At 59.9% G+C, this 22,012-nt stretch carries 20 protein-coding genes; 2 read left to right on the forward strand and 18 right to left on the reverse strand.

All coding sequences use genetic code 11. The annotated features are described in order from the left end of the window. The first annotated feature begins 148 nt into the window (after positions 1-148). Both gltP and LVW35_RS00460 read left to right on the forward strand, forming a co-directional pair. Positions 149-1,480, forward strand: coding sequence for a glutamate/aspartate:proton symporter GltP (gltP, locus tag LVW35_RS00455; protein WP_233893163.1), 1,332 nt, complete (start codon positions 149-151; stop codon positions 1,478-1,480). 98 nt (positions 1,481-1,578) lie between these two features. Then, a complete protein-coding gene (locus LVW35_RS00460) occupies positions 1,579-2,808 on the forward strand; it encodes a nucleoside recognition domain-containing protein (RefSeq protein WP_233893165.1) in 1,230 nt (409 codons plus the stop codon). Between the two features lie 179 nt (positions 2,809-2,987). On the opposite strand, the gene LVW35_RS00465 is transcribed toward LVW35_RS00460, so the two are convergent. The 18 genes from LVW35_RS00465 to LVW35_RS00550 form a co-directional block, all read right to left on the reverse strand. Beyond that, the gene (locus LVW35_RS00465) at positions 2,988-3,914 is read right to left on the reverse strand and encodes an IS110 family transposase (RefSeq protein ID WP_233891738.1); all 927 of its coding nucleotides are present in this window, start codon (positions 3,912-3,914) and stop codon (positions 2,988-2,990) included. Between the two features lie 233 nt (positions 3,915-4,147). Next, complete coding sequence (locus tag LVW35_RS00470; RefSeq protein ID WP_233893166.1) at positions 4,148-4,759, reverse strand: ABC-type transport auxiliary lipoprotein family protein; 612 nt, start codon at positions 4,757-4,759, stop codon at positions 4,148-4,150. Further along, positions 4,756-5,694, reverse strand: coding sequence for an MlaD family protein (locus LVW35_RS00475; protein ID WP_233893168.1), 939 nt, complete (start codon positions 5,692-5,694; stop codon positions 4,756-4,758). The genes LVW35_RS00470 and LVW35_RS00475 overlap by 4 nt, the downstream gene beginning before the upstream one ends. 1 nt (position 5,695) lies before the next feature. Continuing rightward, complete coding sequence (locus LVW35_RS00480) at positions 5,696-6,499, reverse strand: ABC transporter ATP-binding protein (protein ID WP_233893170.1); 804 nt, start codon at positions 6,497-6,499, stop codon at positions 5,696-5,698. After that, positions 6,496-7,644 carry an ABC transporter permease gene (locus LVW35_RS00485; RefSeq protein WP_233893171.1) on the reverse strand — a complete coding sequence of 383 codons (1,149 nt, stop codon included), beginning with the start codon at positions 7,642-7,644 and terminating at the stop codon, positions 6,496-6,498. Before LVW35_RS00485 ends, LVW35_RS00480 begins: the two co-directional genes overlap by 4 nt. A gap of 54 nt (positions 7,645-7,698) precedes the next feature. Then, on the reverse strand, positions 7,699-8,730 hold the full coding sequence (locus LVW35_RS00490; protein ID WP_233893172.1) for a DUF5924 family protein: 1,032 nt from the start codon (positions 8,728-8,730) through the stop codon (positions 7,699-7,701). Positions 8,731-8,802: 72 nt separating this feature from the next. Next, positions 8,803-10,185 carry a M16 family metallopeptidase gene (locus LVW35_RS00495; protein ID WP_233893173.1) on the reverse strand — a complete coding sequence of 461 codons (1,383 nt, stop codon included), beginning with the start codon at positions 10,183-10,185 and terminating at the stop codon, positions 8,803-8,805. Between the two features lie 57 nt (positions 10,186-10,242). After that, a complete protein-coding gene (locus LVW35_RS00500; RefSeq protein WP_233893174.1) occupies positions 10,243-11,901 on the reverse strand; it encodes a Na/Pi cotransporter family protein in 1,659 nt (552 codons plus the stop codon). A 211-nt stretch (positions 11,902-12,112) separates the two neighbouring features. Next, positions 12,113-12,880, reverse strand: a complete 768-nt coding sequence (locus LVW35_RS00505; protein ID WP_233893175.1) for a TerC family protein — start codon at positions 12,878-12,880, stop codon at positions 12,113-12,115. Between the two features lie 68 nt (positions 12,881-12,948). Beyond that, positions 12,949-14,256: a CitMHS family transporter gene (locus LVW35_RS00510; protein ID WP_233893176.1), complete on the reverse strand. Its 1,308-nt coding sequence runs from the start codon at positions 14,254-14,256 to the stop codon at positions 12,949-12,951. 378 nt (positions 14,257-14,634) lie between these two features. Then, positions 14,635-16,596, reverse strand: a complete 1,962-nt coding sequence (locus LVW35_RS00515) for a DUF7844 domain-containing protein (protein WP_233893177.1) — start codon at positions 16,594-16,596, stop codon at positions 14,635-14,637. Continuing rightward, a complete protein-coding gene (locus tag LVW35_RS00520) occupies positions 16,593-16,913 on the reverse strand; it encodes a DUF2388 domain-containing protein (RefSeq protein WP_233893179.1) in 321 nt (106 codons plus the stop codon). Before LVW35_RS00520 ends, LVW35_RS00515 begins: the two co-directional genes overlap by 4 nt. Before the next feature lie 39 nt (positions 16,914-16,952). After that, the gene (locus tag LVW35_RS00525; RefSeq protein WP_233893180.1) at positions 16,953-17,261 is read right to left on the reverse strand and encodes a DUF2388 domain-containing protein; all 309 of its coding nucleotides are present in this window, start codon (positions 17,259-17,261) and stop codon (positions 16,953-16,955) included. 80 nt (positions 17,262-17,341) lie between these two features. Beyond that, positions 17,342-17,662, reverse strand: a complete 321-nt coding sequence (locus LVW35_RS00530) for a DUF2388 domain-containing protein (RefSeq protein ID WP_233893181.1) — start codon at positions 17,660-17,662, stop codon at positions 17,342-17,344. A gap of 374 nt (positions 17,663-18,036) precedes the next feature. Beyond that, positions 18,037-18,249, reverse strand: a complete 213-nt coding sequence (locus LVW35_RS00535; RefSeq protein ID WP_233893182.1) for a DUF1127 domain-containing protein — start codon at positions 18,247-18,249, stop codon at positions 18,037-18,039. A 318-nt stretch (positions 18,250-18,567) separates the two neighbouring features. Further along, positions 18,568-20,061: an acetyl-CoA hydrolase/transferase family protein gene (locus tag LVW35_RS00540; protein WP_233893183.1), complete on the reverse strand. Its 1,494-nt coding sequence runs from the start codon at positions 20,059-20,061 to the stop codon at positions 18,568-18,570. A gap of 179 nt (positions 20,062-20,240) precedes the next feature. Further along, on the reverse strand, positions 20,241-21,677 hold the full coding sequence (locus LVW35_RS00545; RefSeq protein WP_233893184.1) for an NAD(P)(+) transhydrogenase (Re/Si-specific) subunit beta: 1,437 nt from the start codon (positions 21,675-21,677) through the stop codon (positions 20,241-20,243). Continuing rightward, a complete protein-coding gene (locus LVW35_RS00550) occupies positions 21,677-21,997 on the reverse strand; it encodes an NAD(P) transhydrogenase subunit alpha (protein WP_003220416.1) in 321 nt (106 codons plus the stop codon). The genes LVW35_RS00545 and LVW35_RS00550 overlap by 1 nt, the downstream gene beginning before the upstream one ends. Between the last annotated feature and the right edge of the window lie 15 nt (positions 21,998-22,012).

Below are 22,012 nucleotides of genomic sequence, written 5' to 3' on the forward strand. Positions count from 1 at the left end.
GAATAGTTGCGCCTTTTTTCGCCTGCCAGTAAGCCATTTCGGCCACGCTGCGGTGACCTTCCATGGAGGCAGATGCACACACTTTTTCGCTTTCGAGCGTTGCGGCTGGCGCATTTGCCTTAAGTTCACTTGAAGTAAGGGTAATGACATGAAGAAGGCAAAGCTAAGCCTCGCCTGGCAGATCCTCATCGGTTTGGTGCTGGGGATCGCAATCGGTGCAGTGCTCAACCATTTCAGTGCTGAAAAGGCCTGGTGGATCAGCAATGTGTTGCAGCCAGCGGGCGATATCTTTATCCGCCTGATCAAGATGATCGTGATCCCGATTGTGATCTCCTCGCTGATCGTCGGCATTGCCGGTGTCGGTGACGCGAAGAAACTTGGGCGTATCGGCGTCAAAACCATCCTTTACTTCGAAATCGTCACCACCATCGCCATTGTGGTCGGCTTGCTGTTGGCCAACCTCTTCCACCCGGGCGCTGGCATCGACATGAGTACCCTGGGTACCGTCGACATCTCCAAATACACCGCCACTGCCGCCGAAGTGCAGCATGAGCATGCGTTCATCGAAACCATCCTCAACCTGATCCCGTCGAACATCTTTGCCGCCGTGGCCCGTGGTGAAATGCTGCCGATCATCTTCTTCTCGGTGCTGTTCGGCCTGGGCTTGTCGAGCCTCAAGCCTGAGCTGCGTGAGCCGCTGGTGACCATGTTCCAGGGTGTGTCCGAGAGCATGTTCAAAGTCACGCACATGATCATGAAGTACGCCCCGATCGGCGTATTCGCACTGATCGCCGTGACCGTCGCGAACTTCGGCTTCGCCTCGCTGCTGCCCCTGGCCAAGCTGGTGATCCTGGTTTACGTGGCCATTCTGTTCTTCGCCTTTGTGATCCTCGGCCTGATCGCCCGCCTGTTCGGCTTCTCGGTGATCAAGCTGATGCGCATCTTCAAGGATGAGCTGGTACTGGCCTACTCCACCGCCAGCTCTGAAACCGTACTGCCGCGCGTGATCGAGAAAATGGAAGCCTACGGCGCGCCAAAGGCCATCTGCAGCTTTGTGGTACCGACCGGTTACTCGTTCAACCTTGACGGTTCGACCCTGTACCAGAGCATTGCGGCAATCTTCATTGCCCAGCTGTATGGCATTGATCTGTCGATCGGCCAGCAACTGATGCTGGTATTGACCCTGATGGTCACCTCCAAAGGCATCGCTGGTGTACCGGGTGTGTCCTTCGTGGTACTGCTGGCGACCCTGGGCAGCGTGGGCATTCCGTTGGAAGGCCTGGCATTCATCGCCGGTGTCGACCGCATCATGGATATGGCGCGTACCGCCTTGAACGTGATCGGCAACGCCCTGGCCGTGTTGGTCATCTCCCGCTGGGAAGGCATGTACGACGACGCCAAGGGTGAGCGCTATTGGAACTCGCTGCCACACTGGCGCAGCAAGGAAGCCGCCCCGGTCGCCCAAGCGACCCGCAGCTGATAGCACCACAGCGCTAAGACAAACCCCGGAATAATTCCGGGTTTGTCGTTTCTGCCAGCCCCGCTATCATTCGCTGCATTCTTCGAGGGGGTTAACTGATGCTCAATGGCCTGTGGCTTGGCTTCTTTGTCGTGGCAATGGTGTCGGCACTGGCGCAATGGCTGGTCGGCGGTAACGCCGGGATTTTCGCAGCGATGGTCGAAAGCATCTTCGCCATGGCTAAACTGTCGGTGGAAGTGATGGTGCTGCTGTTCGGCACCCTGACGCTATGGCTGGGCTTTTTGCGCATTGCCGAAAAAGCCGGGATCGTCGATTGGCTGGCCAAGGCCCTCGGGCCGTTGTTCCGCCGCCTGATGCCGGAAGTGCCCGCCGGCCACCCCGCCATAGGGTTGATCACCCTCAACTTCGCCGCCAACGGCCTGGGCCTGGATAACGCGGCCACGCCGATTGGCCTGAAAGCCATGAAGGCGCTGCAGGAACTCAACCCTATCCCCAACACCGCGAGTAACGCGCAGATCCTGTTCCTGGTGCTTAACGCGTCTTCGCTGACGCTGTTGCCGGTGACCATCTTCATGTACCGCGCGCAGCAAGGTGCGGCGGACCCTACGCTGGTATTCCTGCCAATCCTGCTGGCGACCAGCGCCTCAACGCTGGTCGGCCTGCTCTCGGTGGCGATCATGCAGCGCCTGCGGCTGTGGGACCCGGTGGTGCTGGCCTATCTGATTCCGGGCGCACTGGTGTTGGGCGGCTTCATGGCGTTGTTGGCGACCCTTTCCGCGACGGCGCTGGCTGGCTTGTCGTCGATCCTCGGCAACCTCACGCTGTTCGGCTTGATCATGTTGTTCCTGGTGATCGGTGCGCTGCGTAAGGTGAAGGTGTACGAGGCGTTCGTCGAAGGGGCCAAAGAAGGCTTCGACGTTGCGAAGAACCTGCTGCCCTACCTTGTTGCGATGCTGTGTGCCGTAGGTGTATTGCGTGCTTCTGGCGCACTGGACCTGGGCCTTGAAGGCATTCGCCATGTGATCGCCTGGACCGGCATGGACACACGCTTTGTCGACGCCTTGCCGACTGCGATGGTCAAGCCGTTCTCCGGCAGCGCCGCACGGGCGATGTTGATCGAGACCATGCAGACCCAGGGAGTGGACAGCTTCCCGGCGCTGGTCGCGGCGACGATTCAGGGCAGTACCGAGACCACCTTCTATGTGTTGGCGGTGTACTTTGGGTCGGTGGGGATCCAGCGCGCCAGGCATGCCGTGGGGTGTGCGTTGCTGGCGGAGTTGGCCGGCGTCGTGGCGGCTATTGCGGTGTGCTACTGGTTCTTTGGTTGAGGCTTCGACCGTATTCGCGAGCAAGCCGGCTCCCACATTCGACCGTGTTTCGTCAGGATAAACGTGGTCGAATGTGGGAGCAACTGTCTTGATGACCATAACTTGGCCATCGATTTCAAAGACAGCCAAACTCCCACAGCTTCAAGCCGTGTGACCTTCAACGACACATCGCTGCCGATCTAGGCAGCGTGTTCTTTCCATTCAGTCCTATCACGCAGCATTGCGTTCAGCCGGATTAACAAAACACGCATGCATGCGATTAGCGCAACTTTTGCGCATTTTCCTTTGCCACGCAGTGCTTTATAGCGGGCCTGGAATTCAGGCTGGTCCCGAATGACTACCCAGCAGGCCATGTATAGCGAGCGACGTGCGGAAAACCTTCCGCCACGAATGTGACGCGCGCCTATGTGCTTCCCACTGTCGTTGTTATACGGCGCGAGGCCCGCTAGGGCCGCGATCGGACGCTTGCCAACCTCACCCAACTCCGGCAGGTATGCCATAAGGCTAGCCGCCGTAATGAGCCCGATGCCCTTAACTGAACACAGGCGTTCGACTTTTTCGTGGTCTAGCACGTTGGCGCTTTGACGAATCAACTGGTCTATCGCGTTCACAGCTTTGATCAGGTAGTCGATATGACTCTGCAACGCTGGCTTTACTACGTCACATGAGGCCGTTTTCAGGCGCCTTTTGTCATCGTCTCTCTGCTGAATAAAGTTTTCTCGCTGTTGGACTAACGCGCGCAACTCGTCATGTTTCGGGCTGGTGATTCGGCTGTTAGGCGAGTCGAGTACCGCTGCGAACTGCGCAAGGGACTTTGCATCTATCGGGTCGGTTTTGGCTTGTTGGCCCATCGCCGTGGAAAAACTCTTGGCTCGACGGGGATTGATGCAGTTGAGGCCCGCAGCCTGGAGCGCCTTCATGACTTTGCGCTCGTAACCGCCAGTGGCCTCCAACAGCACGCGACCGACCTGGTGAAGCAATAGCCACCCAATCAACCCAGGGAAATCATCTTCGGCGTTAGCGCAACTTACCCCAACGTCAATCAGATTAACTCGAGCCTCAAGGCTGTCCTTGGAAACATCAATGCCTGCTGGATAGGAAAACATAGCCAAACCCTCTTACACTCAAAGTGAGAGCGCTCTGGCTTGGCCCACGCTTGTAACTGTTCGAGGTGGGCTCGTTCAACTGTTCGGGCTCATGTCCAGAGCGGAGAAGTGAGTGGCAGCATGGGCTCCCACACGTGCTTTAAGCACTTCGGGCATTCAGCTTGCCACTCACCCTCTCACCTTCAGCTTAATCCTGTCTCAAGACACAAGCGGGCTTGCTCGCGAAGAGGCCCTCAGCGTTTCGGCGCTGTATTGCCTTGCTGCACCACCCAATCCACCACCTGCTTGTTCAACTGATCCCCCGCCTGCCCAAACCCGGCAACCACCGCCGGCACTTTGGTGTCGCTCACCGGCTGCCTCACCTCAAACCGTCGGCTGGCCACGATCCGCTGATCACTGCCGCGCACCAGCCGCGCATCCAGGCGGATCACCACTTCCAGCGCACTGCCGTGATACTCACTCTGAAACGCCTGCAATTGCCCGCCCAGCTCATAGTCGGACTGCAGATTGGTATCGTCGGTGCTCAGCAGCGTCACCCGGCCATCGCGCTGGAAGCCATCCATGAAACGGTTGCGCAGCAGCACCGGCGACGGGTCGCTCCAGCGCGAGTTGGCATAGCTGCTGATCAAGTCACCCTTGGGCACCACGGCAATGCGCGGGCTGTCGAGAAATTCGCTGGTCTGCGGCTTGTTCACACGCAGTGACCAACTGACCGGTGCGCCCTGGCTGGCGGTCTGCGCCGCGGCCAGGCGATACACGTCCGAAGGGTCGGCCTTGGGCAGGATCGAGCACGCGCTCACCAGCGCCAGAGCTACAGGGGCGATCATTTGGTAAGCACGCTTCATGGCGTGAACTCCTTATTCTTGTCGCTGCCCAGCAGGTAACCGCTGGGGTTGGCTTCCAGTCGGCGGGAGATGGCGCGCAGCGAACCGAGGGTTTCGCGCAATTCGCGCACGGCCGGCGCCAGTTCGTTGAGGCCTTGCATGCCGCTGTTTACCGAGTCCTTGTTGTCTGTCAACAAGGTGTTGATGGTCGCGGTACTGTGTTCAAGGGATTTCATGGCCTGCTCGGCACTGCCGAAAGCCTGCTTGCCTTGTTCGTTGAGTAAGCCGTTGGCGTTGCGCATCAGCACGGTCGTCTGCTCAAGAGCGGCGCTCGCCTGTTTGCTTACCTGCATCAATTGCTGCATCACCACCTTGATATCGCCGCGCTGGTCGGCGATGGCGCCGGTGGTCTGTTGCAGGTTGTCCAAGGTGTTGCTCAGGCGCTCGACGTTCTCGCGGGAGAACAGGTGGTTGGCGTTGTGCAGCAACAGGTTGACGCTGGTCATCAGGTCGTTGCTGTTGTTCAGCAGGCGCGCGATGGGCGATGGCGAGGCGATGATCTGCGGCAGCTCGCCGTTCTTGCCCTTGAGCTCGGCGCTTTGCGGTGTGCCACCGCTGAGCTGGATGATCGAGGTGCCGGTGATACCGGTCAGTGCCAGCTTGGCCTGGGTGTCTTCCTTGATCGGCGTCTGCCCGGCCAGGCGGATGCGCGCCAATACGCGGCGCGGATCCTTAGGGTCCAGGCGCAGGCTGGTGACATCACCCACCTTGATCCCGCTGTACTGCACCGCGCTGCCCTGGGACAGGCCGCTGACTGCCTCGTTAAAGATCACTTCGTAATCCTGGAAGGCGCTGTCGACGCTGGACTTGGCCAGCCACAGGCCGAACAGCATCGCGCCGACCACCACGATCACGCTGAACAGACCGATCATCACATGATGGGCTCGAGTTTCCATGTCATACCTCGTCTAGCGATTGAGCGGCATCCAATGCCGCGCGGCCACGGGGGCCGTGAAAATATTCGTGAATCCATGCATCGTCCGTTTCCGAGACGACATCGATGGCGTCGGCCACCAACACTTTTTTCTGCGCCAGCACCGCCACACGGTCGGTGATGGTGTACAGCGTGTCCAGGTCGTGGGTGACCAGGAACACACTCAGGCCCAGTGCATCGCGCAGGGTCAGGATCAGTTGGTCGAATTGCGCCGCGCCAATCGGGTCGAGGCCGGCGGTGGGTTCATCGAGGAACAGGATGTCCGGGTCCAGCGCCAGCGCGCGGGCCAGAGCGGCGCGCTTGATCATGCCGCCGGACAGCGACGACGGGTACTTGTCGGCCGCTGACAGTGGTAGCCCGGCCAGGGCCAGCTTGACTGCGGCCAGGTGCTCGGCGTCGCGGCGGCTGAGGCCGGCGTGTTCAATCAACGGCAGCGCGACGTTTTCGGTGACGGTCAGCGAGGAAAACAGCGCGCCCTTCTGGAACAACACGCCAAATCGCCGTTCCACCAGGGAACGCTCATGTTCCGGCAGGCGCGGCAGGTTCTTGCCGAACACCCGCACCTCACCTTCGCTGGGGCGACGCAGGCCGACGATGCTGCGCAGCAGCACCGACTTGCCGCTGCCGGAGCCGCCGACCACGGCGAGGATTTCGCCTTTGTACAAATCCAGGTCGAGGTTCTCGTGCACGCTCTGGCTGCCAAAACGATTGCACAGGCCGCGCACTTCAATCACCGCCTCGGCGGGCGCTCGGTGTAGATGACTCACCAGCCCATCTCCATGAAGAACAGCGCAGCGACCGCATCCAGCACGATCACCACAAAAATCGATTGCACCACGCTGGAGGTCGTGTGAGCGCCCACCGACTCGGCACTGCCGCTGACCTTAAAGCCTTCCAGGCAGCCAATGGCGGCGATCAGGAACGCGAAGATCGGCGCTTTCACCATGCCCACCAGGAAGTGCTGCACGCCAATGTCCGATTGCAGCAGCGAGAGGAACATCGCCGGCGAAATATCCAGGGCCACGGCGCAGACCACGCCGCCACCGACAATCCCCGAGAGCATCGCCAGGAACGTCAGCATCGGCAGCGCCACCAGCAGCGCCAGCACGCGCGGCAACACCAGCAGCTCCATCGGGTCCAGGCCCAGGGTGCGGATCGCATCGATTTCTTCGTTGGCCTTCATTGAGCCGATTTGCGCGGTAAAGGCACTGGCGGTACGACCGGCCATGAGGATGGCGGTGAGCAGTACGCCGAATTCGCGCAGGAAAGAGAATGCTACCAAGTCGACGGTAAAGATGGTGGCGCCAAAGCTTTCCAGCACCGTGGCGCCGAGAAACGCCACCACCGCGCCCACCAAAAAAGTCAGCAAGGCCACGATCGGCGCAGCGTCCAGGCCGGTCTGTTCGATATGCGCGACCATGGGCGTGATGCGCCAGCGCTTGGGACGGAACATGCCGCGGGCAAAGGTTTCGAGGATCAGGCCGATAAAACCCAGCAGTTTCTTGCTGTCCTGCCAGACGGTGTCCACCGCCCGGCCGATGCGCGCCAGCACCTGAATGCCAGCGGCTTCTTCCGGCGCCTTGTCCGGCACGCAAAAATCATTCAGGGAGCGGTAGACGGTCTTGAGCAATGCGCGGTCAGCGGCAGACAGGCTGCAATCGGTCTGTTCGGCGGATTGCTCGATGCGGCTTGGTCCCAGTAATTCCACGAGCAGCGATGCGCCGGCGGTATCCAGGGCGCCGAGGCCGTTGAGGTCGATGCGCGCGCCAGCGTCGTATTGGCCGTCGAGCTTGTCCGACAGCTTCTTCAGGTTGGCATAGTGGGCAAGCGTCCAGTCCCCCGTAATCCTCAACTTTGGCGGGGTGGTGGACGTGTCGAGGTGGGCTGCACCGGCCGTCGTAGGGGGGGTCATAAGCTCCGAGCTTGTTTGGCTATCCACAATTCCTACGTAATAGCACGAACCTGCCTACTTTGGGTTGTCCGTTTGTGCTGAGTCCGTGACTTTGAAGCGCAGCACACCGATTACCTGCCCGTCTTCGGTCAGCACCCTCACCTGCCAGCGTCCCACGGCGTCGCCGGGGAAGTTCTGTTTGTGGGTCCAGGCGCGATAGCCCTCTTTGCGCCCGCCGTGGATATCCAAGGCGATCCGGTCGACTTCTTTGCCGTTGAATTGCCACACGTGGTAGATGCGCTCATCCAACCCGCGCGGCGCGTTGATCGCGGTGTAGGCGTACAGCCCGCCGCTGCGCAGTTGGGCGGCGCTGACTTCCTTGAGATCGTCGCCCGGCGTGCGGTCTTGCAACTGAGTGCTGATGGCCACTTCGGTCATCCACAATGTGGCCGGTGGCACCCAACTGCGCAGGAGCCACCCAGCGCAGCCAATGGCGGCCGTGACCCCGAGTAACATCGCCCAGCCTTTAAGGCTGCGCAGCGGCATGCTCACGGCCAGGCTTGGAATCGACAAGGCCATGGCCACGCCTAACGCGAGTTTGTAACTCTCCGCGGTGGTCAGGTGCAGGATGATCGGCAGCGCGGTGAGCAGTGCGGCGAACAAGGTGAAGGTGTGCAGCGCCAGGAACAGTGAACGTTTGGGCGCCAGCCATTTGTAGTACAGCGGGTCGACGATCGACACCAGCGCCGCCGCGCCGAGCAGGCCGGTAAAAATCGATTGGCCGCTGTTCCACGCCGTGGTGATGAAAAAGAACGGCAATACGAAAAACAGACTTTCCTGATGGATCATCTGGGTCGCGTAGCGCAGCAGCGGTTCGGGGATTTCGCGCTTGAAGACTTTGGTAAACAGCTGGGTGAAGCTGTTTTCCAACATCAGCCACAGCCAGCTCACCAGCATGATCACCGCGATCCAGCTGGCCATGCCCTGTTGGCGGTCAACCAGGATGAAGCTGCCCACACCCGAGATAAAGCCGCCGAGTGCAATCACCCCTGGGTAGCGCTTCATCAGCTCGAGAATGCGCTGGATTACGTGGGTCAGGTTTGGCATCTGGCGGTTCGCAGTCTTTGTAGGAAAAAATCCTAGACAGAATAACGTCTTAGCCCGTCGTCCGTTGCGTCATTACGCGATCCGTTTGCGATAAAGCCGCACGCCGATCAACACAATGGCAATCAGACCGAGTAGGCCGGCGCCGATCCAGCTCAACAGATCGTAACTGAGCAACGGTTTCTCGATGCGCCAATAGCCCGGCTGCTTGAACACTTGGCGCATGGCCCGGTTAGTTTGGTCCAGGCTCACGGCCTTGATGCGTTTGACCGGATCGCTGAAATGCCCGTTGTTGTAGTCGCCGGATGCACTCCAGTAATAGTCGGCCAACGCGCTGTTGCCCTGTACGGCCCAGGCCTGGCGGGCGATGGCGGCTTGTTGCAGGCGGGCGAATACCGCCGGGTCGAGGCCGTCCTTGAGCAGTTGCGCCTTGAGGTCCTGGAGTACCTGCTCGGCTTCGGGGAGATTTTCCCGCTCCAAGTCGGCATTCAGGCTGAGGAAACCGACGCCGCCGAGGACTTCGCGTTCGCTCCAGGGGCCGTAGGACAAACCGTGCTTGAGGCGCAGTTGGCGGTACAGCGCCCAATCGAGGTAGTCCTTGAGCAGGTCGTAGGTTTCGTCATGACCGTCGTCCAGTACCGGCTCCGGGAACAGCCAATGCAACTTGGCGCCGTCGCCGACCCAGCCATGGATCAGTTCGCGGTGGCTGGCGGCTGCGTGCTGTATTTCCGGGAGTGCCGGATGCTCCGTGGGATCGACCGGCTCGAGCTGGCCATAGGTGCGTTCCAGATAGGCCGGCAGCAGTTTATCTAGATCACCGACGATGATCAGGGTCATGTTGTTGGGGGCGTACCAGTTTTTGCGCAGGTTCTCCAACTGGTCGCGGGTCAGGTGGCCGACCTCGGCGCGTTCGGCGCATTTGAGACCCAGCTCGACGGCCAGTTGATTACTGGCGGAGTGGCCCAGGTCTTGGCGGTCCAGCAGGCGTTGCAGGTGTGAGTAGTGGCCGCCATCTTCGCGCTCCACCACTCGCTTGGCGGCGTCGATATTGGCGTCGGTCAATTCGGTGCGGGTGATGATCGCCAGCAGCAGGTCCAGCACCTTGCGCTGGTTTTGCGCGGGTGCCTCGATCACGAAGGTGGTGTCGGCGTTGCTGGTGTAGGCGTTCCACTCCCCGCCCAGCGCCTGCATGCGATCTTCCAGTTCACCCTCACCGCCGCCGTCGATGCCGCTGAACAGCAGGTGTTCCAGCAGGTGCGGCAGTTCTTTGTCCTCGCAACTGAAGTCGTCCAGGCCCACGCCCACCACCAGGCGGATCGCTACATGCCCGCGTTCGGTCCCCGGTTTGATCAGCAATTGCAGGCCGTTGGGCAAGGTGTAGCCCTCGACTTGCAGGCGGTCAAAGGCAAAGGCATGGGCAGACCCCATGAGCAGGCAGGCGAATAACAGGCGACGCATAACAAGCTTCCTGGCGAGTGAGGTCAGCTTTAACTGACTTCACAGGCCATCGTACGTTCAGGGCGAATGTGTGATGTCGGCAATATCTTCGGCGGAAAGCGCGCCGGTGTCGGACGTTTCCAACACTACATAAGCACTGCTGCAAAACAACGAGTTGAGGCGTTTCATGTCGGCAATCAGCTCCAAGTGTAGGGAGCTGGTCTCCAGGCTCTGTACGATTTTTCTCTGCAGGCGACTCACGTGCGCGTGGGCCAGACGGCGTTCCTGGGCGCGGAATCGGCGTTTTTCGCGCAGCAATTGGCGGGCACTTTCCGGGTCGGCGCTGAGGAACACTGACAGGCCCAGGCGCAGGTTGGCGATCAACTGACTGTGCAGGCCAGTGAGTTCTTCCAGGCCCACTTCCGAAAACTGGCGACGCTGGGAAGTTTTCTGCTGCTGAACTTTGCGCAGCATGCGTTCGATCAGGTCGCCGGCCAGTTTCAGGTTGATCGACAGCTCGATGATTTCGGCCCAGCGCCGGCTGTCCTGCTCACTGAGGTCCTCGCGGGGCATTTGCGCCAGGTAGAGCTTGATCGCGCTATAGAGTGACTCAACGTCGTCGCTGAGGCTGCGCATTTCCTGGGTGATGGCGGTCTGTTTGCCGCGCAGCACTTCCTGCATGGCAGTCAGCATGTTGTCGATCAGGTCGCCCAGGCGCAGGGTTTCACGGGCGGCGTTGGCCAGGGCCAGGCTTGGGGTGCTGAGTGCCGTCAGGTCCAGATGGCGCGGCTTGGCTTTGCCGTTGATCTCTTCACGCTCGGGCAGCAGCCAGGCGCACAGTTTTGCCATCGGGCCGATGGTGGGCAACAGAATCAGGCAACGGCTGACGTTGTAGAGCAGGTGGAAGGTGATGACCATGCCTTGGGCGCTGTAGTCCAAACCATCCATCCACAGCACTAGCGGGTCCAGCACCGGGATGATCAGCAACAGGCCGATCAACTTGTACAGCAAGCTGCCCAGCGCGACTTGGCGCCCTGCGGCGTTCTGCATGCTGGTGCTGAGAAAGGCCAGTACGCCGCTGCCGATGTTGGCACCGATCACTAGGCCGATCGCCACATGCAAACCGATCACGCCGGCGCCCGCCAAGGTAGCGGTGAGTAGGACGGCCGCCAGGCTGGAGTAGGAAATCATCGCGAACAGAGCGCCGACGAGGGCGTCGAGCAGGATGTCTCCAGTCAACGAAGCGAACAGTACTTTCACGCCTTGGGCGTGGGTGATGGGCCCGGCGGCTTCGACGATCAGTTGCAGCGCCAGGATGATCAGCCCGAGACCGATCCCCACGCGTCCCAATTGTCCTGCCCGCGTCTGTTTGCGCGACAGGAAGAAAATCACCCCGAGAAAGATCAGCAGCGGCGACAGCCAGGACAGGTCGAACGTCAGCACCCGCGCCATCAGCGCGGTACCGACGTCGGCGCCGAGCATGGTTGCCAGGGCAGGCATCAGGCCCATCAGGCCCTGGCCGACAAAGGACGTCACCAGCATTGCCGTGGCGTTGCTGCTCTGCACCATGGCCGTCACCAGGATACCGGCGATAAACGCCAGCCAGCGCTTGGACATGTTCTGCCCGATGACTTGGCGCAAGTTGGAACCGTAGACCCGCAAAATGCCGGTACGGACGATGTGCGTGCCCCAGATCAGCAGGGTCACGGCGGAAAGCAGATTGAGCAAGGTCAGCATGCTCGGCCCCCCGTGTGGGTGCGCTCCAGCAGGAGCGAAGGAAAGTTGCCGCGTGCCGTTCTACGTCTTGTAGTTAAGCTGTAGTTGGCGAATGGGCTCTACGCCAGCATCGCATAGCTAAAGTGGGGATTGAAACAAAACTGTCATGAAATCAGTTTTTTGCGCATGAAAAAAAGGGGCTCGAAAGCCCCTTGTCAGCAGCGGGTCACGTTTATTGACCTGGGATGTCCTTGCGCAGTTTCACAGGATCCTGCTGTTTTTTCTTTTTCGCGATGGCAGTACGCATCTTGATGTTCACCGCTTCCACCGCCAGCGAGAACGCCATGGCGAAGTAGACGTAGCCTTTTGGCACGTGCACATCGAAGGATTCGGCGATCAGCACGGTACCCACGACCAGCAGGAACGACAGCGCCAGCATCTTCAGCGACGGATGCTTGTCGATGAACGCGCTGATGGTGCCGGCGGCCAGCATCATTACCAGTACCGCCACGATAATCGCGGCGACCATGACCGGTACATGGGAAACCATGCCGACGGCAGTGATGACCGAGTCCAGGGAGAACACGATGTCGATGATCGCGATCTGGATGATGGTGTAGATGAACTTGCCACCGGCGCCCTTGGGCTCGTCGTGGCTTTCGTCCTCGCCTTCCAGCGCGTGGTACATCTCCTGGGAGCTTTTCCACAGCAGGAACAGGCCACCGAAGAACAGGATCAGGTCGCGACCGGAAATACCCTGGCCAAAGACCACGAACAGGTCGGCGGTGAGTTGCATCACCCAGGTGATCGATAGCAGCAACAGGATACGGGTGACCATGGCCAGCGCCAGGCCGAAGATCCGGGTGCGTGCCTGCATGTGTTTGGGCATGCGGCTGACCAGGATCGAAATCATGATGATGTTATCGATGCCCAGGACGATCTCGAGGGCCGTCAGGGTGAAGAAGGCAATCCAGATTTCCGGATTGGTCAGCCATTCCATGTGTATTCCTTTGAGCAAGTGTTAAACCGCGCAAGCTGCAGCGCCGCGCGGTGAATGAGTCGGTACGATTATAGAGTGCTGAACAGCGGAAAAATCCCCATCAGCAATGCAGCGACCATTATGCACAGGCATACCAGCACTGCCCACTTCAGGGTGAAGCGCTGGTGATCGCCAAATTCGATACCGGCCAGGGCGACCAGCAGGTAAGTCGAAGGAACCAGTGGGCTGAGCAAGTGCACAGGCTGGCCAACGATGGAAGCGCGTGCCATTTCCACGGCGGTGATACCGTAGTGGCTGGCGGCCTCGGCGAGTACGGGCAGTACGCCGTAGTAGAACGCATCGTTGGACATGAAGAAGGTGAACGGCATGCTCACCAGTGCCGTGATTACCGCCAGGTACGGGCCCAATGCATCAGGGATGACTGCCAGCAGGCTCTTGGACATGGCATCGACCATGCCGGTGCCCGACAGGATGCCGGTGAAAATACCGGCGGCGAAGATCAGGCCGGTGACCGCCAGTACGCTGCCGGAGTGGGCGGCAATGCGGTCTTTCTGCATCTGCAGGCACGGGTAGTTAACGATCATGGCGATACTGAACGCCACCATGAACAGCACCGGCAGCGGCAACAGGCCGGCGATCAGTGTGCACATCAGGGCGAAGGTCAGGGCGCCGTTGAACCAGATCAGTTTCGGACGGCGGGCGTCCGGGAATTGCGACACGCTGATTTCGCTGTGGTCGATCTCATCGCCTTGCAGGTGCAGTTCACCCAGGCGCGCACGTTCACGTTTGCCGTACATATAGGCGATCACCAGGATCGCGACTACACCGGCCACCATCGCCGGGATCATCGGCACGAAAATGTCCGACGGGTCCACATGCAGCGCACTGGCAGCGCGGGCGGTCGGGCCGCCCCAAGGGGTCATGTTCATCACGCCACCGGCGAGGATGATCAGGCCGGCCATGATCCGCGGACTCATGCCGATGCGCTGGTACAGCGGCAGCATGGCGGCGACGCAGATCATGTAGGTGGTAGCGCCGTCACCGTCGAGGGACACGACCAGGGCCAGCACGGCGGTGCCGACCGATACTTTCAGCGGGTCGCCCTTGACCATCTTGAGGATCTTGCGCACGGCCGGGTCGAACAGGCCGGAGTCGATCATCAAGGCAAAGTAAAGGATGGCGAACATCAGCATCACGCCGGTCGGTGCGAGCTTGGTGATGCCCGCAAGCATCATCGGACCGATTTGCGGCCCAAAACCGCCGAACAGCGCGAACAGGATCGGCACGATGATCAAGGCGATCAGCGCGGACAGGCGCTTGGTCATGATCAGGAACATGAACGTGATGACCATGGCAAAGCCAAGGAAAGTCAGCATAGGAATACTCCAGGCGTAGCGCGGCTAGGGAATGGCGAACCGGGTGGGGGTCAGCGCAGAACGAAAGGCACGAGGCGTACGGGTGGAGTTGGGGCGAACAGGCGGGTACGGGCGGACATCGGGAATCACCATTGTTGTTGTTAACAGCCGGTCTATTGCCGGCAGTGGGGCGATCCTAGACGGGTAAGCTTTCAGCCAGCTTTCGCTGAGCAAACAGCTGATGGAGGGTAGACGCGCAGTCTTTGGATGTATGGAGATCTAAATGTGGGAGCGGGTTTGCTCGCGAAAGCGGAGTATCAGTCGATGCATCATCAACTGGCAGGCTGCATTCCTGCATTCGCGAGCAAGCCCACATTTGACGGTCTTTACTGCAAAATGTCAGGGGAGCTCCAGGCCGCCAGCCGCTTTGTGCAACGTCCGCAAATGCTCGCCAACCAGCTTTAGGTTGGCTTCACAGGCGGCAATTTCGGCGGAGCGGGAAGGCTCCAGCAGCGCCCTCACCTCTTTATCCAGTTCGCCGGTAAGCGATTGCAGTTGCTTCTGGCGTTCGGCGCTTTCCGATTCCAGGCGTGTGGCCTCCGAAGGTTGCGGCAGGCCATAGCCGCCACTGCCCAGCAGTTCCGCCGGGCGGCTGAGGAAGCCGCTGTTGGCGAGGATCTGTTGCAGCGTGGCGTTGGCCTTTTCCATGCCGCCGTTTTTCAGCTCGCGGGCACCGAGGTAGCGTTGTTTGACTTCGTCCTGGGCCAGCATCAACTGCTTGCGAAAGCTTGCCTGCTCAAGCAACAACAATGCGGCGCTGGTGCGCAGGTCGGCCTGGCCGAACCACTGTCGGCGCTCCTCCGCGCTGAGGGCCAGCCAATCTTCGACCTGGGTCTGTTTGATCGGCAAGTGTTTGCGCAGCACATCGAACATGGCCTGGTAACGCTCGCGGAAGGAGTCGAAGTGATAGCCCAGGCGCAATGCCCTGCGTTTGTCGTCCAACACGCTGGTGTCGGCCAGGCCGCGGGCACTCAACACTTCGAGCAAACCGTTGGGGGTGATGTTGTCCAGGCCGGTCAGTTGCGGGTTGGCGCTGCCGCTGCGTAACAGCTTGAGGCTCTCCACCGCGCAGTTGTTGGAGATAAAGAAATAGTTGCCGTCGTAGCTCCAATGCATTTCGGCGGTATGCTCGACGGTGTCGTTGATTTCCTGGCGGGTCAGTTTCAAAGGGACCGAGGCCAGGCCGCGCAATTCGGTCTTGGTGTACTCGTCGATCACTTGCGCCAACGGCAGGACAAACAGGCGTGATGGGTACTTGCCGACCAGTCCGTCCCAGCTTGAGAGCTGTACGTCGCCGACGAACGCGCGGTAGGACAACACCAGGTGCTGGTCCAGGTCCAGCCGACAGTCCGGCCCACGCGGGCGACCTGGTGCGCAGATCACCAGGCGCAACATGCTGTGGCCCCAGCGGCTCACCAGGTTCTGGTTGGCTTCGGCCAGCAAGTAATCGATTTCGTAGACGCGCTCCGGATCCACATGGCCCAGCGGCGTCTTGGCGAAATCGTTGCCGGCGTTCAGGAATGCGTAGGTGTTGGCGCAGGCGTCTTGATTCGGCGGCGCCCAGCCAAAGTGTTCTTTGTAGTAACGGAACAGCGAGGGGCGGCGGCAGGCGTAGCTCGGGTCAAGCAGGAAGTACTCCATGTTGACCGCGACGAATTCCAACGGGCTGGTAGTTTCGTAGATGTCCGGGCTGCGGGCGACCTGATGGTTGTTTTGTTCACGCTCGCCGCGGCGACCGACGTATTGCGGCCAGCCGGCAAGGTCCAGCAGACGCGGGTCATCGCTGAGGGTGAAGCGTCGGCCGTTTTGGCCACGACATTGATCAGGCAGGCCGATCAGGCCAGTGAGGTTGTTCTGGCGGCTGCAACGGTTGATCAGCGCGCGATCTTCTTTGGACCACAGGCGCGCACGGTCATAGATGTGGGTCAGTTCATGCAGCACGGTGGCAAGCATTTCCCGGCGCACGGTGCCGTGGGGGCGATTGGTTTTTTGGGTGGCGGCGCTGCCGTCGGTCAGGCTGGCGAGCAGGTTGCGGTTGAGGTCCAGCTCGGACACCAGGGAGGCTTGCCCGTAGGCGTTCTCGGGCATCTTGTCGGTCCAGCCGACATCGATACGCCGGTCCAACTGCTCGATGAAGCGTGGCGGCAAAGCGCGCATCGCTTCATCGAGCAACGCCTGGCTGGCCTGCTGTTCAGCCGGGCTCAAGCCATCGGTCTTGAGCCGCAGTTGCAGGCCGGCCTGGGCTGCGCTTGCACACAGCAGCACAGCCCCGGCCAGGAGCCAGGCGGCAATGCGCCTCACAGTGCGAGGATAGCTTCGGCGAGAGTCTGGTCACTGGCGTCGCGGGCTTCCGGCAGACGTGTGCGCAGGGTATCGAAGGCGGCTTCCAGGCGTGCGCCACGGATCCCGCCGTTGGTAGCGACGAAGCTGGCAGCGTCGTCGTGGGCTTCGCGCACGACCTTGGAGTCGCGGATGGAGGTGGTGGTGTCCGAGGTGAAATCAATAGTGCGACCAGAGGCGCGAACAATGATGTTACTGGTGGCCACCAGGGTTTGCGCCTGGGCAACGTCGGCCAACAACAGCAGGCCTAGAGTGGCAGCGATCAGCGGGCTACGCATGAGATGACTCCAAATACAAAGATGGAAATACAAAGATGATTATTGGACGAGAATTGCTTGTGCCAGTTCAAGGTCGCTGGCGTTAAGTTTTGGTTGGCTACGGCGCAGATAATCCAGCGCTGACTCCAGCCGTGCACCCCGCCATTGGCCATCAGTGGCGATAAACGCGGCAGCGTCATCCTGGGCGGCCATTATCACTTTTCTGTCGAAAGGCGCGGACGTCACCTTGCTGGTGGCGTACGCACTGACGACGGTGCTTTGGGTTGTCAGGTCGAAGGCCGAAGCCTCGGGCGACCAGGCGGCGCAAAGCAATACAGGTACTAGTAAAAGGCGGTAGGAAAAAGCCATGGGACTCGACAACTGAAAACGAGCGCCAAGGCTAGCGTAATGCCCGGGCGAGAGCTAGCGCCCAGGTATCAGCCCTGCACTCAGATAGCCAGGATGGCCTGGGCCAGCTGTGCGTCAGTCGCGGTGTTCAGTTGCGGCGCTTGTTGGCGGATCTGTGCCAGGGCGCTTTCCAGTTTCACACCACGAATGGCGCCTTCGGTGGCGACAAAGCTGGCGGCGTCGTCACGGGCTGCACGCACGACTTTGTTGTCGCGCAGGGACGAAGTGGCATCGGAGCTGGCGTCGGAGGTGGCCTTCAACGCGCCAACGATGGAGTCGGTGGTCACGATGAAGCTGGACGCGTTGGCGTTGGCGGCCAGGGTCAACAGGGCGGCGGCACTCAGCAGGCGAAGACGGGACATGGGATGACTCCTGTAGATGAACGGATAAGGTGGCGCAGGGGCAGCCATTTGGGATCAGACGCCTGTACTACGCGGTTCGCCACGTGGTGACCGGATATTAAGCCGCCGTTTATCCGTTCGGGAAGCGTCTTGACTGCCTAGTCACGCCAGAATGGTTTGGAAAGCCCTATCAAATTATAGAGAAGCCAAAGTGTACTGCTTAAGGTTGGTTTTTTATTAACTGTACCTGTATTCGTAAAAGCCGCTGCTTTCTCGTTGTAAACCCTAACCCCGTAAACAACAAAGCCCGCCTCCGATTTCCCGGGGCGGGCTTTGCTTTGACAAATCAGGGTGCTGGCGGTGGACCCGGTAGGTCAGGGCCAGCGAGCGCTAAATCAGCGCCAGAACGGCTTGCTCAGCTCTTCGTAGCGTTGAGCTTCGCTGATGCCTGCGTCAGCCAGCAGACGCGAATCCAGACGAGCCAGTTGGTGGCGGCTGGAAATGCGGCGCTGCCACAACATCAGGTTGGCCAGAACACGCAGAGGCATGGCGGCTTGGTTGTTTACAGCTTTTTCAGAGAACAGTTCGGAACTGAGTGTACGTTCCATGATGACATCCTTCCGCTTGTGGCGGGATTAGGTAGTGGTTTAACTGATGCCAATGATCCTCCTCCGGCACAAGACTCTCTAGATACAGTTCGCCTGTATTGTGAGGGGCCAGTTAACTGTTTATAGGTGCTGTACTGTACAGAAATGGGGCAACTGTACCTGTATGCACTTAATTGGTGCGAAATAGGTGTTTTAGAAGTGGTGCGTAGGATATTTCGGTAGGAAATGACCGGTACAGCAGTACAGTTTTTTGCAGGAATACCGTTGAGGATGCCGGGCTGATGAAACTGTGTTCGCATCAGCTCGGCTCTGTATCAATCACGCCTTGAGCATATGCCCGGTTTCTTCCAAGTTAATATGCCAGCTCAGTGCGTCTCGCAGAATGTGCGGCGTGTGCCCGCCGAGGGCGCACGCAGCGTTGAAGTAACTGTTCAGGGCCTCCCGGTAAGCTGGGTGCACACAGTTATCGATGATCATCCGGGCCCTTTCCCGTGGCGCCAGGCCGCGCAGGTCCGCAAGCCCCACCTCGGTGACCAGGATGTCGACGTCATGTTCGGTGTGGTCCACATGGCTGACCATCGGCACCACACTGGAAATTGCCCCGCCCTTGGCAATCGATTTGGTCACGAAGATTGCCAAGTGCGCGTTGCGCGCGAAGTCTCCGGAGCCGCCAATACCGTTCATCATCCGCGTGCCGCAGACATGGGTGGAATTGACGTTGCCGTAGATGTCGAACTCCAGCGCGGTGTTGATGCCGATGATGCCCAGACGACGCACCACTTCCGGATGGTTGGAGATCTCTTGTGGGCGCAGTACCAGTTTTTCCTTGTACTTCTCCAGGTTGCCGAATACGTCGGCATTGCGCCGTTCGGACAAGGTGATCGAGCTGCCCGAAGCGAAACTCAGCTTGCCCGCATCGATCAGGTCAAAGGTCGAATCCTGCAACACTTCCGAATACATGGTCAGGTCTTCGAACGGCGACTCGATCAAGCCACACATCACTGCGTTGGCGATATTGCCGATGCCGGCCTGCAACGGGCCGAGTTTGTTGGTCATGCGGCCGGCGTCGACTTCCTGCTTGAGGAAATTGATCAGGTGATTGGCGATGCCTTGGGTGTCGCTGTCGGGTGGCGTCACGGTCGAGGCGGAATCGGCCTGGTTGGTGATGACGATCGCGGCGATCTTTTCCGGTGGGATCGGAATCGCAGTGCTGCCAATCCGGTCATCGACCTTCACCAGCGGGATCGGCGTACGGGTTGGCCGGTACGTCGGGATATAGATGTCGTGCAGCCCTTCCAGGTTCGGGTTGTGCGCCAAGTTGATCTCGACGATCACCTGCTTGGCGAAAATCGCAAAGCTGGCCGAGTTGCCCACGGAGGTTGTCGGCACAATGTGGCCTTGCTCAGTGATCGCGACCGCTTCAATCACGGCAATATCCGGCAGCTTGAGCTGGTTGTTGCGCAGTTGCTCGACGGTTTCCGACAGGTGCTGGTCGATAAACATCACCTCGCCGGCGTTGATCGCCTTGCGCAGGGTGCTGTCGACCTGAAACGGCATGCGTCGCGACAGCACGCCCGCTTCAGTCAGTTGCTTGTCCAGGTCATTGCCCAGGCTGGCGCCGGTCATCAGGGTGATTTTCAGTGGGGAAGTCTTGGCCCGTTCGGCCAGAGCGTGGGGGACGGCCTTGGCTTCACCGGCACGGGTGAAGCCGCTCATGCCGACGGTCATGCCGTCCTTGATCAGTGCGGCGGCGTCTGCCGCGCTCATGACCTTGTTCAACAACGAAGGCAAGCGGATACGATCACGGTACATGGATTGTTATCTCAGGCTACGGAAGCAAGGTGCGCAGTTTAGTGACTTCAAAAAAATTCGGCCCGCTACCATGGTCGAATGCCAGGCAGCGATTTAGAGCCTTTGGTCGGGTTTCATACGGTAATAAAAAACCCCAGCCTATCGCAGGCCGGGGTTTCGAGTATTGCGCTGAAGCAGTGTTACTCGACGGCTTTGACCATGTCTTCGATGACCTTTTTGGCATCACCGAAGACCATCATGGTCTTGTCCAGGTAGAACAATTCGTTATCCAGGCCGGCGTAGCCGCTGGCCATCGAGCGCTTGTTGACGATGATCGTCTTGGCCTTGAACGCTTCGAGAATCGGCATGCCGGCGATCGGTGAATTCGGATCGTTCTTGGCTGCCGGGTTGACCACGTCGTTGGCGCCTAGCACCAGCACCACGTCGGCCTGGCCGAACTCGGAGTTGATGTCTTCCATCTCGAACACCTGGTCGTAAGGCACTTCGGCCTCGGCGAGCAGCACGTTCATGTGGCCAGGCATACGGCCCGCCACCGGGTGGATCGCGTATTTCACGGTGACGCCGTGGTGAGTCAGCTTCTCGGTCAGTTCCTTGAGCGCGTGTTGTGCTCGCGCCACCGCCAGGCCATAACCCGGGACAATGATCACGGTATCGGCGTTGGTCAGCAGGAAGGTTGCATCGTCGGCCGAGCCGGATTTGACCGGGCGTGCTTCTTTAGAGCCAGCCGCTGCGCCCGCATCCGGCGCATTGCCGAAACCGCCGAGCAGTACATTAAAGAAGGAGCGGTTCATCGCCTTGCACATGATGTACGACAGGATCGCGCCGCTGGAGCCCACCAGGGAGCCGGCGATGATCAGCATCGAGTTGTTCAGCGAGAAGCCGATGCCCGCTGCTGCCCAGCCGGAGTAACTGTTGAGCATCGAAACGACCACAGGCATATCCGCGCCGCCGATCGGGATGATGATCAGCACGCCAAGCACGAAGGCCATGGCCAGCATCAGCGCGAAGGCCGTGAGGTTGCCGGTGAACATGAACGCAAGGCCCAGGCCCAGCGTAGCGAGGCCGAGCACCAGATTCAGCTTGTGCTGGCCGCCGAACTGTACCGGTGCGCCCTGAAACAGGCGGAACTTGTATTTGCCCGACAGTTTGCCGAAGGCGATCACCGAACCGGAGAAGGTGATGGCTCCGATGGCTGCGCCGAGGAACAGTTCCAGGCGGTTACCGGCTGGGATAGCGTCGCCCAAGTGTTTGACGATGCCCAGGGATTGCGGCTCGACCACGGCGGCAATCGCGATGAACACCGCAGCCAGGCCGATCATGCTGTGCATGAACGCCACCAGTTCCGGCATTTTGGTCATTTCTACGCGCTTGGCCATGATCGAGCCGGCGGTGCCGCCTACCAGCAGGCCGACAATCACATAGCCAATCCCAGCCGTTGCCAACTCGGCACCCAGCTTATAGATGAGGCCGACGGTGGTGAGCACTGCCAGCGCCATGCCGAGCATGCCAAACAGGTTGCCGCGCCGCGAAGTGGTTGGGTGCGACAGGCCTTTAAGTGCCTGGATAAAGCAGATCGACGCGATCAAGTAGAGCGTCGTGACGAGATTCATGCTCATTACTTAGGCGCCTCTTCTTTTGCTTTCGGGGCTTTCTTCTTGAACATCTCAAGCATCCTGCGGGTGACCAGGAAGCCGCCGAACACATTGACCGCTGCCAGCGCCACGGCCAGGGTGCCCATGGTCTTGCCCAGCGGGGTCACGGTGAGGGCGGCAGCCAGCATGGCGCCGACGATCACGATCGCGGAAATGGCGTTGGTCACCGCCATCAATGGCGTGTGCAGTGCGGGGGTAACATTCCAGACCACGTGGTAACCGACATAAATTGCCAGCACAAAGATGATCAGGTTGTAGATACCGGGGGAGATAAGCTCTTCCATCGTCTGAATCCCTGC

It is taken from the genome of Pseudomonas sp. HN11, from assembly GCF_021390155.1.
GTDB lineage: Bacteria > Pseudomonadota > Gammaproteobacteria > Pseudomonadales > Pseudomonadaceae > Aquipseudomonas.

What these genes read in the sequence shown, in the direction of transcription:
- gltP (WP_233893163.1), top strand. Translation starts at nt 149, where the DNA reads ATGAAGAAGGCAAAGCTAAGCCTCGCCTGGCAGATCCTCATCGGTTTG.
- LVW35_RS00460 (WP_233893165.1), top strand. Translation starts at nt 1,579, where the DNA reads ATGCTCAATGGCCTGTGGCTTGGCTTCTTTGTCGTGGCAATGGTGTCG.
- LVW35_RS00465 (WP_233891738.1), bottom strand. Translation starts at nt 3,914, where the DNA reads ATGTTTTCCTATCCAGCAGGCATTGATGTTTCCAAGGACAGCCTTGAG.
- LVW35_RS00470 (WP_233893166.1), bottom strand. Translation starts at nt 4,759, where the DNA reads ATGAAGCGTGCTTACCAAATGATCGCCCCTGTAGCTCTGGCGCTGGTG.
- LVW35_RS00475 (WP_233893168.1), bottom strand. Translation starts at nt 5,694, where the DNA reads ATGGAAACTCGAGCCCATCATGTGATGATCGGTCTGTTCAGCGTGATC.
- LVW35_RS00485 (WP_233893171.1), bottom strand. Translation starts at nt 7,644, where the DNA reads ATGACCCCCCCTACGACGGCCGGTGCAGCCCACCTCGACACGTCCACC.
- LVW35_RS00490 (WP_233893172.1), bottom strand. Translation starts at nt 8,730, where the DNA reads ATGCCAAACCTGACCCACGTAATCCAGCGCATTCTCGAGCTGATGAAG.
- LVW35_RS00495 (WP_233893173.1), bottom strand. Translation starts at nt 10,185, where the DNA reads ATGCGTCGCCTGTTATTCGCCTGCCTGCTCATGGGGTCTGCCCATGCC.
- LVW35_RS00500 (WP_233893174.1), bottom strand. Translation starts at nt 11,901, where the DNA reads ATGCTGACCTTGCTCAATCTGCTTTCCGCCGTGACCCTGCTGATCTGG.
- LVW35_RS00505 (WP_233893175.1), bottom strand. Translation starts at nt 12,880, where the DNA reads ATGGAATGGCTGACCAATCCGGAAATCTGGATTGCCTTCTTCACCCTG.
- LVW35_RS00510 (WP_233893176.1), bottom strand. Translation starts at nt 14,256, where the DNA reads ATGCTGACTTTCCTTGGCTTTGCCATGGTCATCACGTTCATGTTCCTG.
- LVW35_RS00520 (WP_233893179.1), bottom strand. Translation starts at nt 16,913, where the DNA reads ATGCGTAGCCCGCTGATCGCTGCCACTCTAGGCCTGCTGTTGTTGGCC.
- LVW35_RS00525 (WP_233893180.1), bottom strand. Translation starts at nt 17,261, where the DNA reads ATGGCTTTTTCCTACCGCCTTTTACTAGTACCTGTATTGCTTTGCGCC.
- LVW35_RS00530 (WP_233893181.1), bottom strand. Translation starts at nt 17,662, where the DNA reads ATGTCCCGTCTTCGCCTGCTGAGTGCCGCCGCCCTGTTGACCCTGGCC.
- LVW35_RS00535 (WP_233893182.1), bottom strand. Translation starts at nt 18,249, where the DNA reads ATGGAACGTACACTCAGTTCCGAACTGTTCTCTGAAAAAGCTGTAAAC.
- LVW35_RS00540 (WP_233893183.1), bottom strand. Translation starts at nt 20,061, where the DNA reads ATGTACCGTGATCGTATCCGCTTGCCTTCGTTGTTGAACAAGGTCATG.
- LVW35_RS00545 (WP_233893184.1), bottom strand. Translation starts at nt 21,677, where the DNA reads ATGAGCATGAATCTCGTCACGACGCTCTACTTGATCGCGTCGATCTGC.
- LVW35_RS00550 (WP_003220416.1), bottom strand. Translation starts at nt 21,997, where the DNA reads ATGGAAGAGCTTATCTCCCCCGGTATCTACAACCTGATCATCTTTGTG.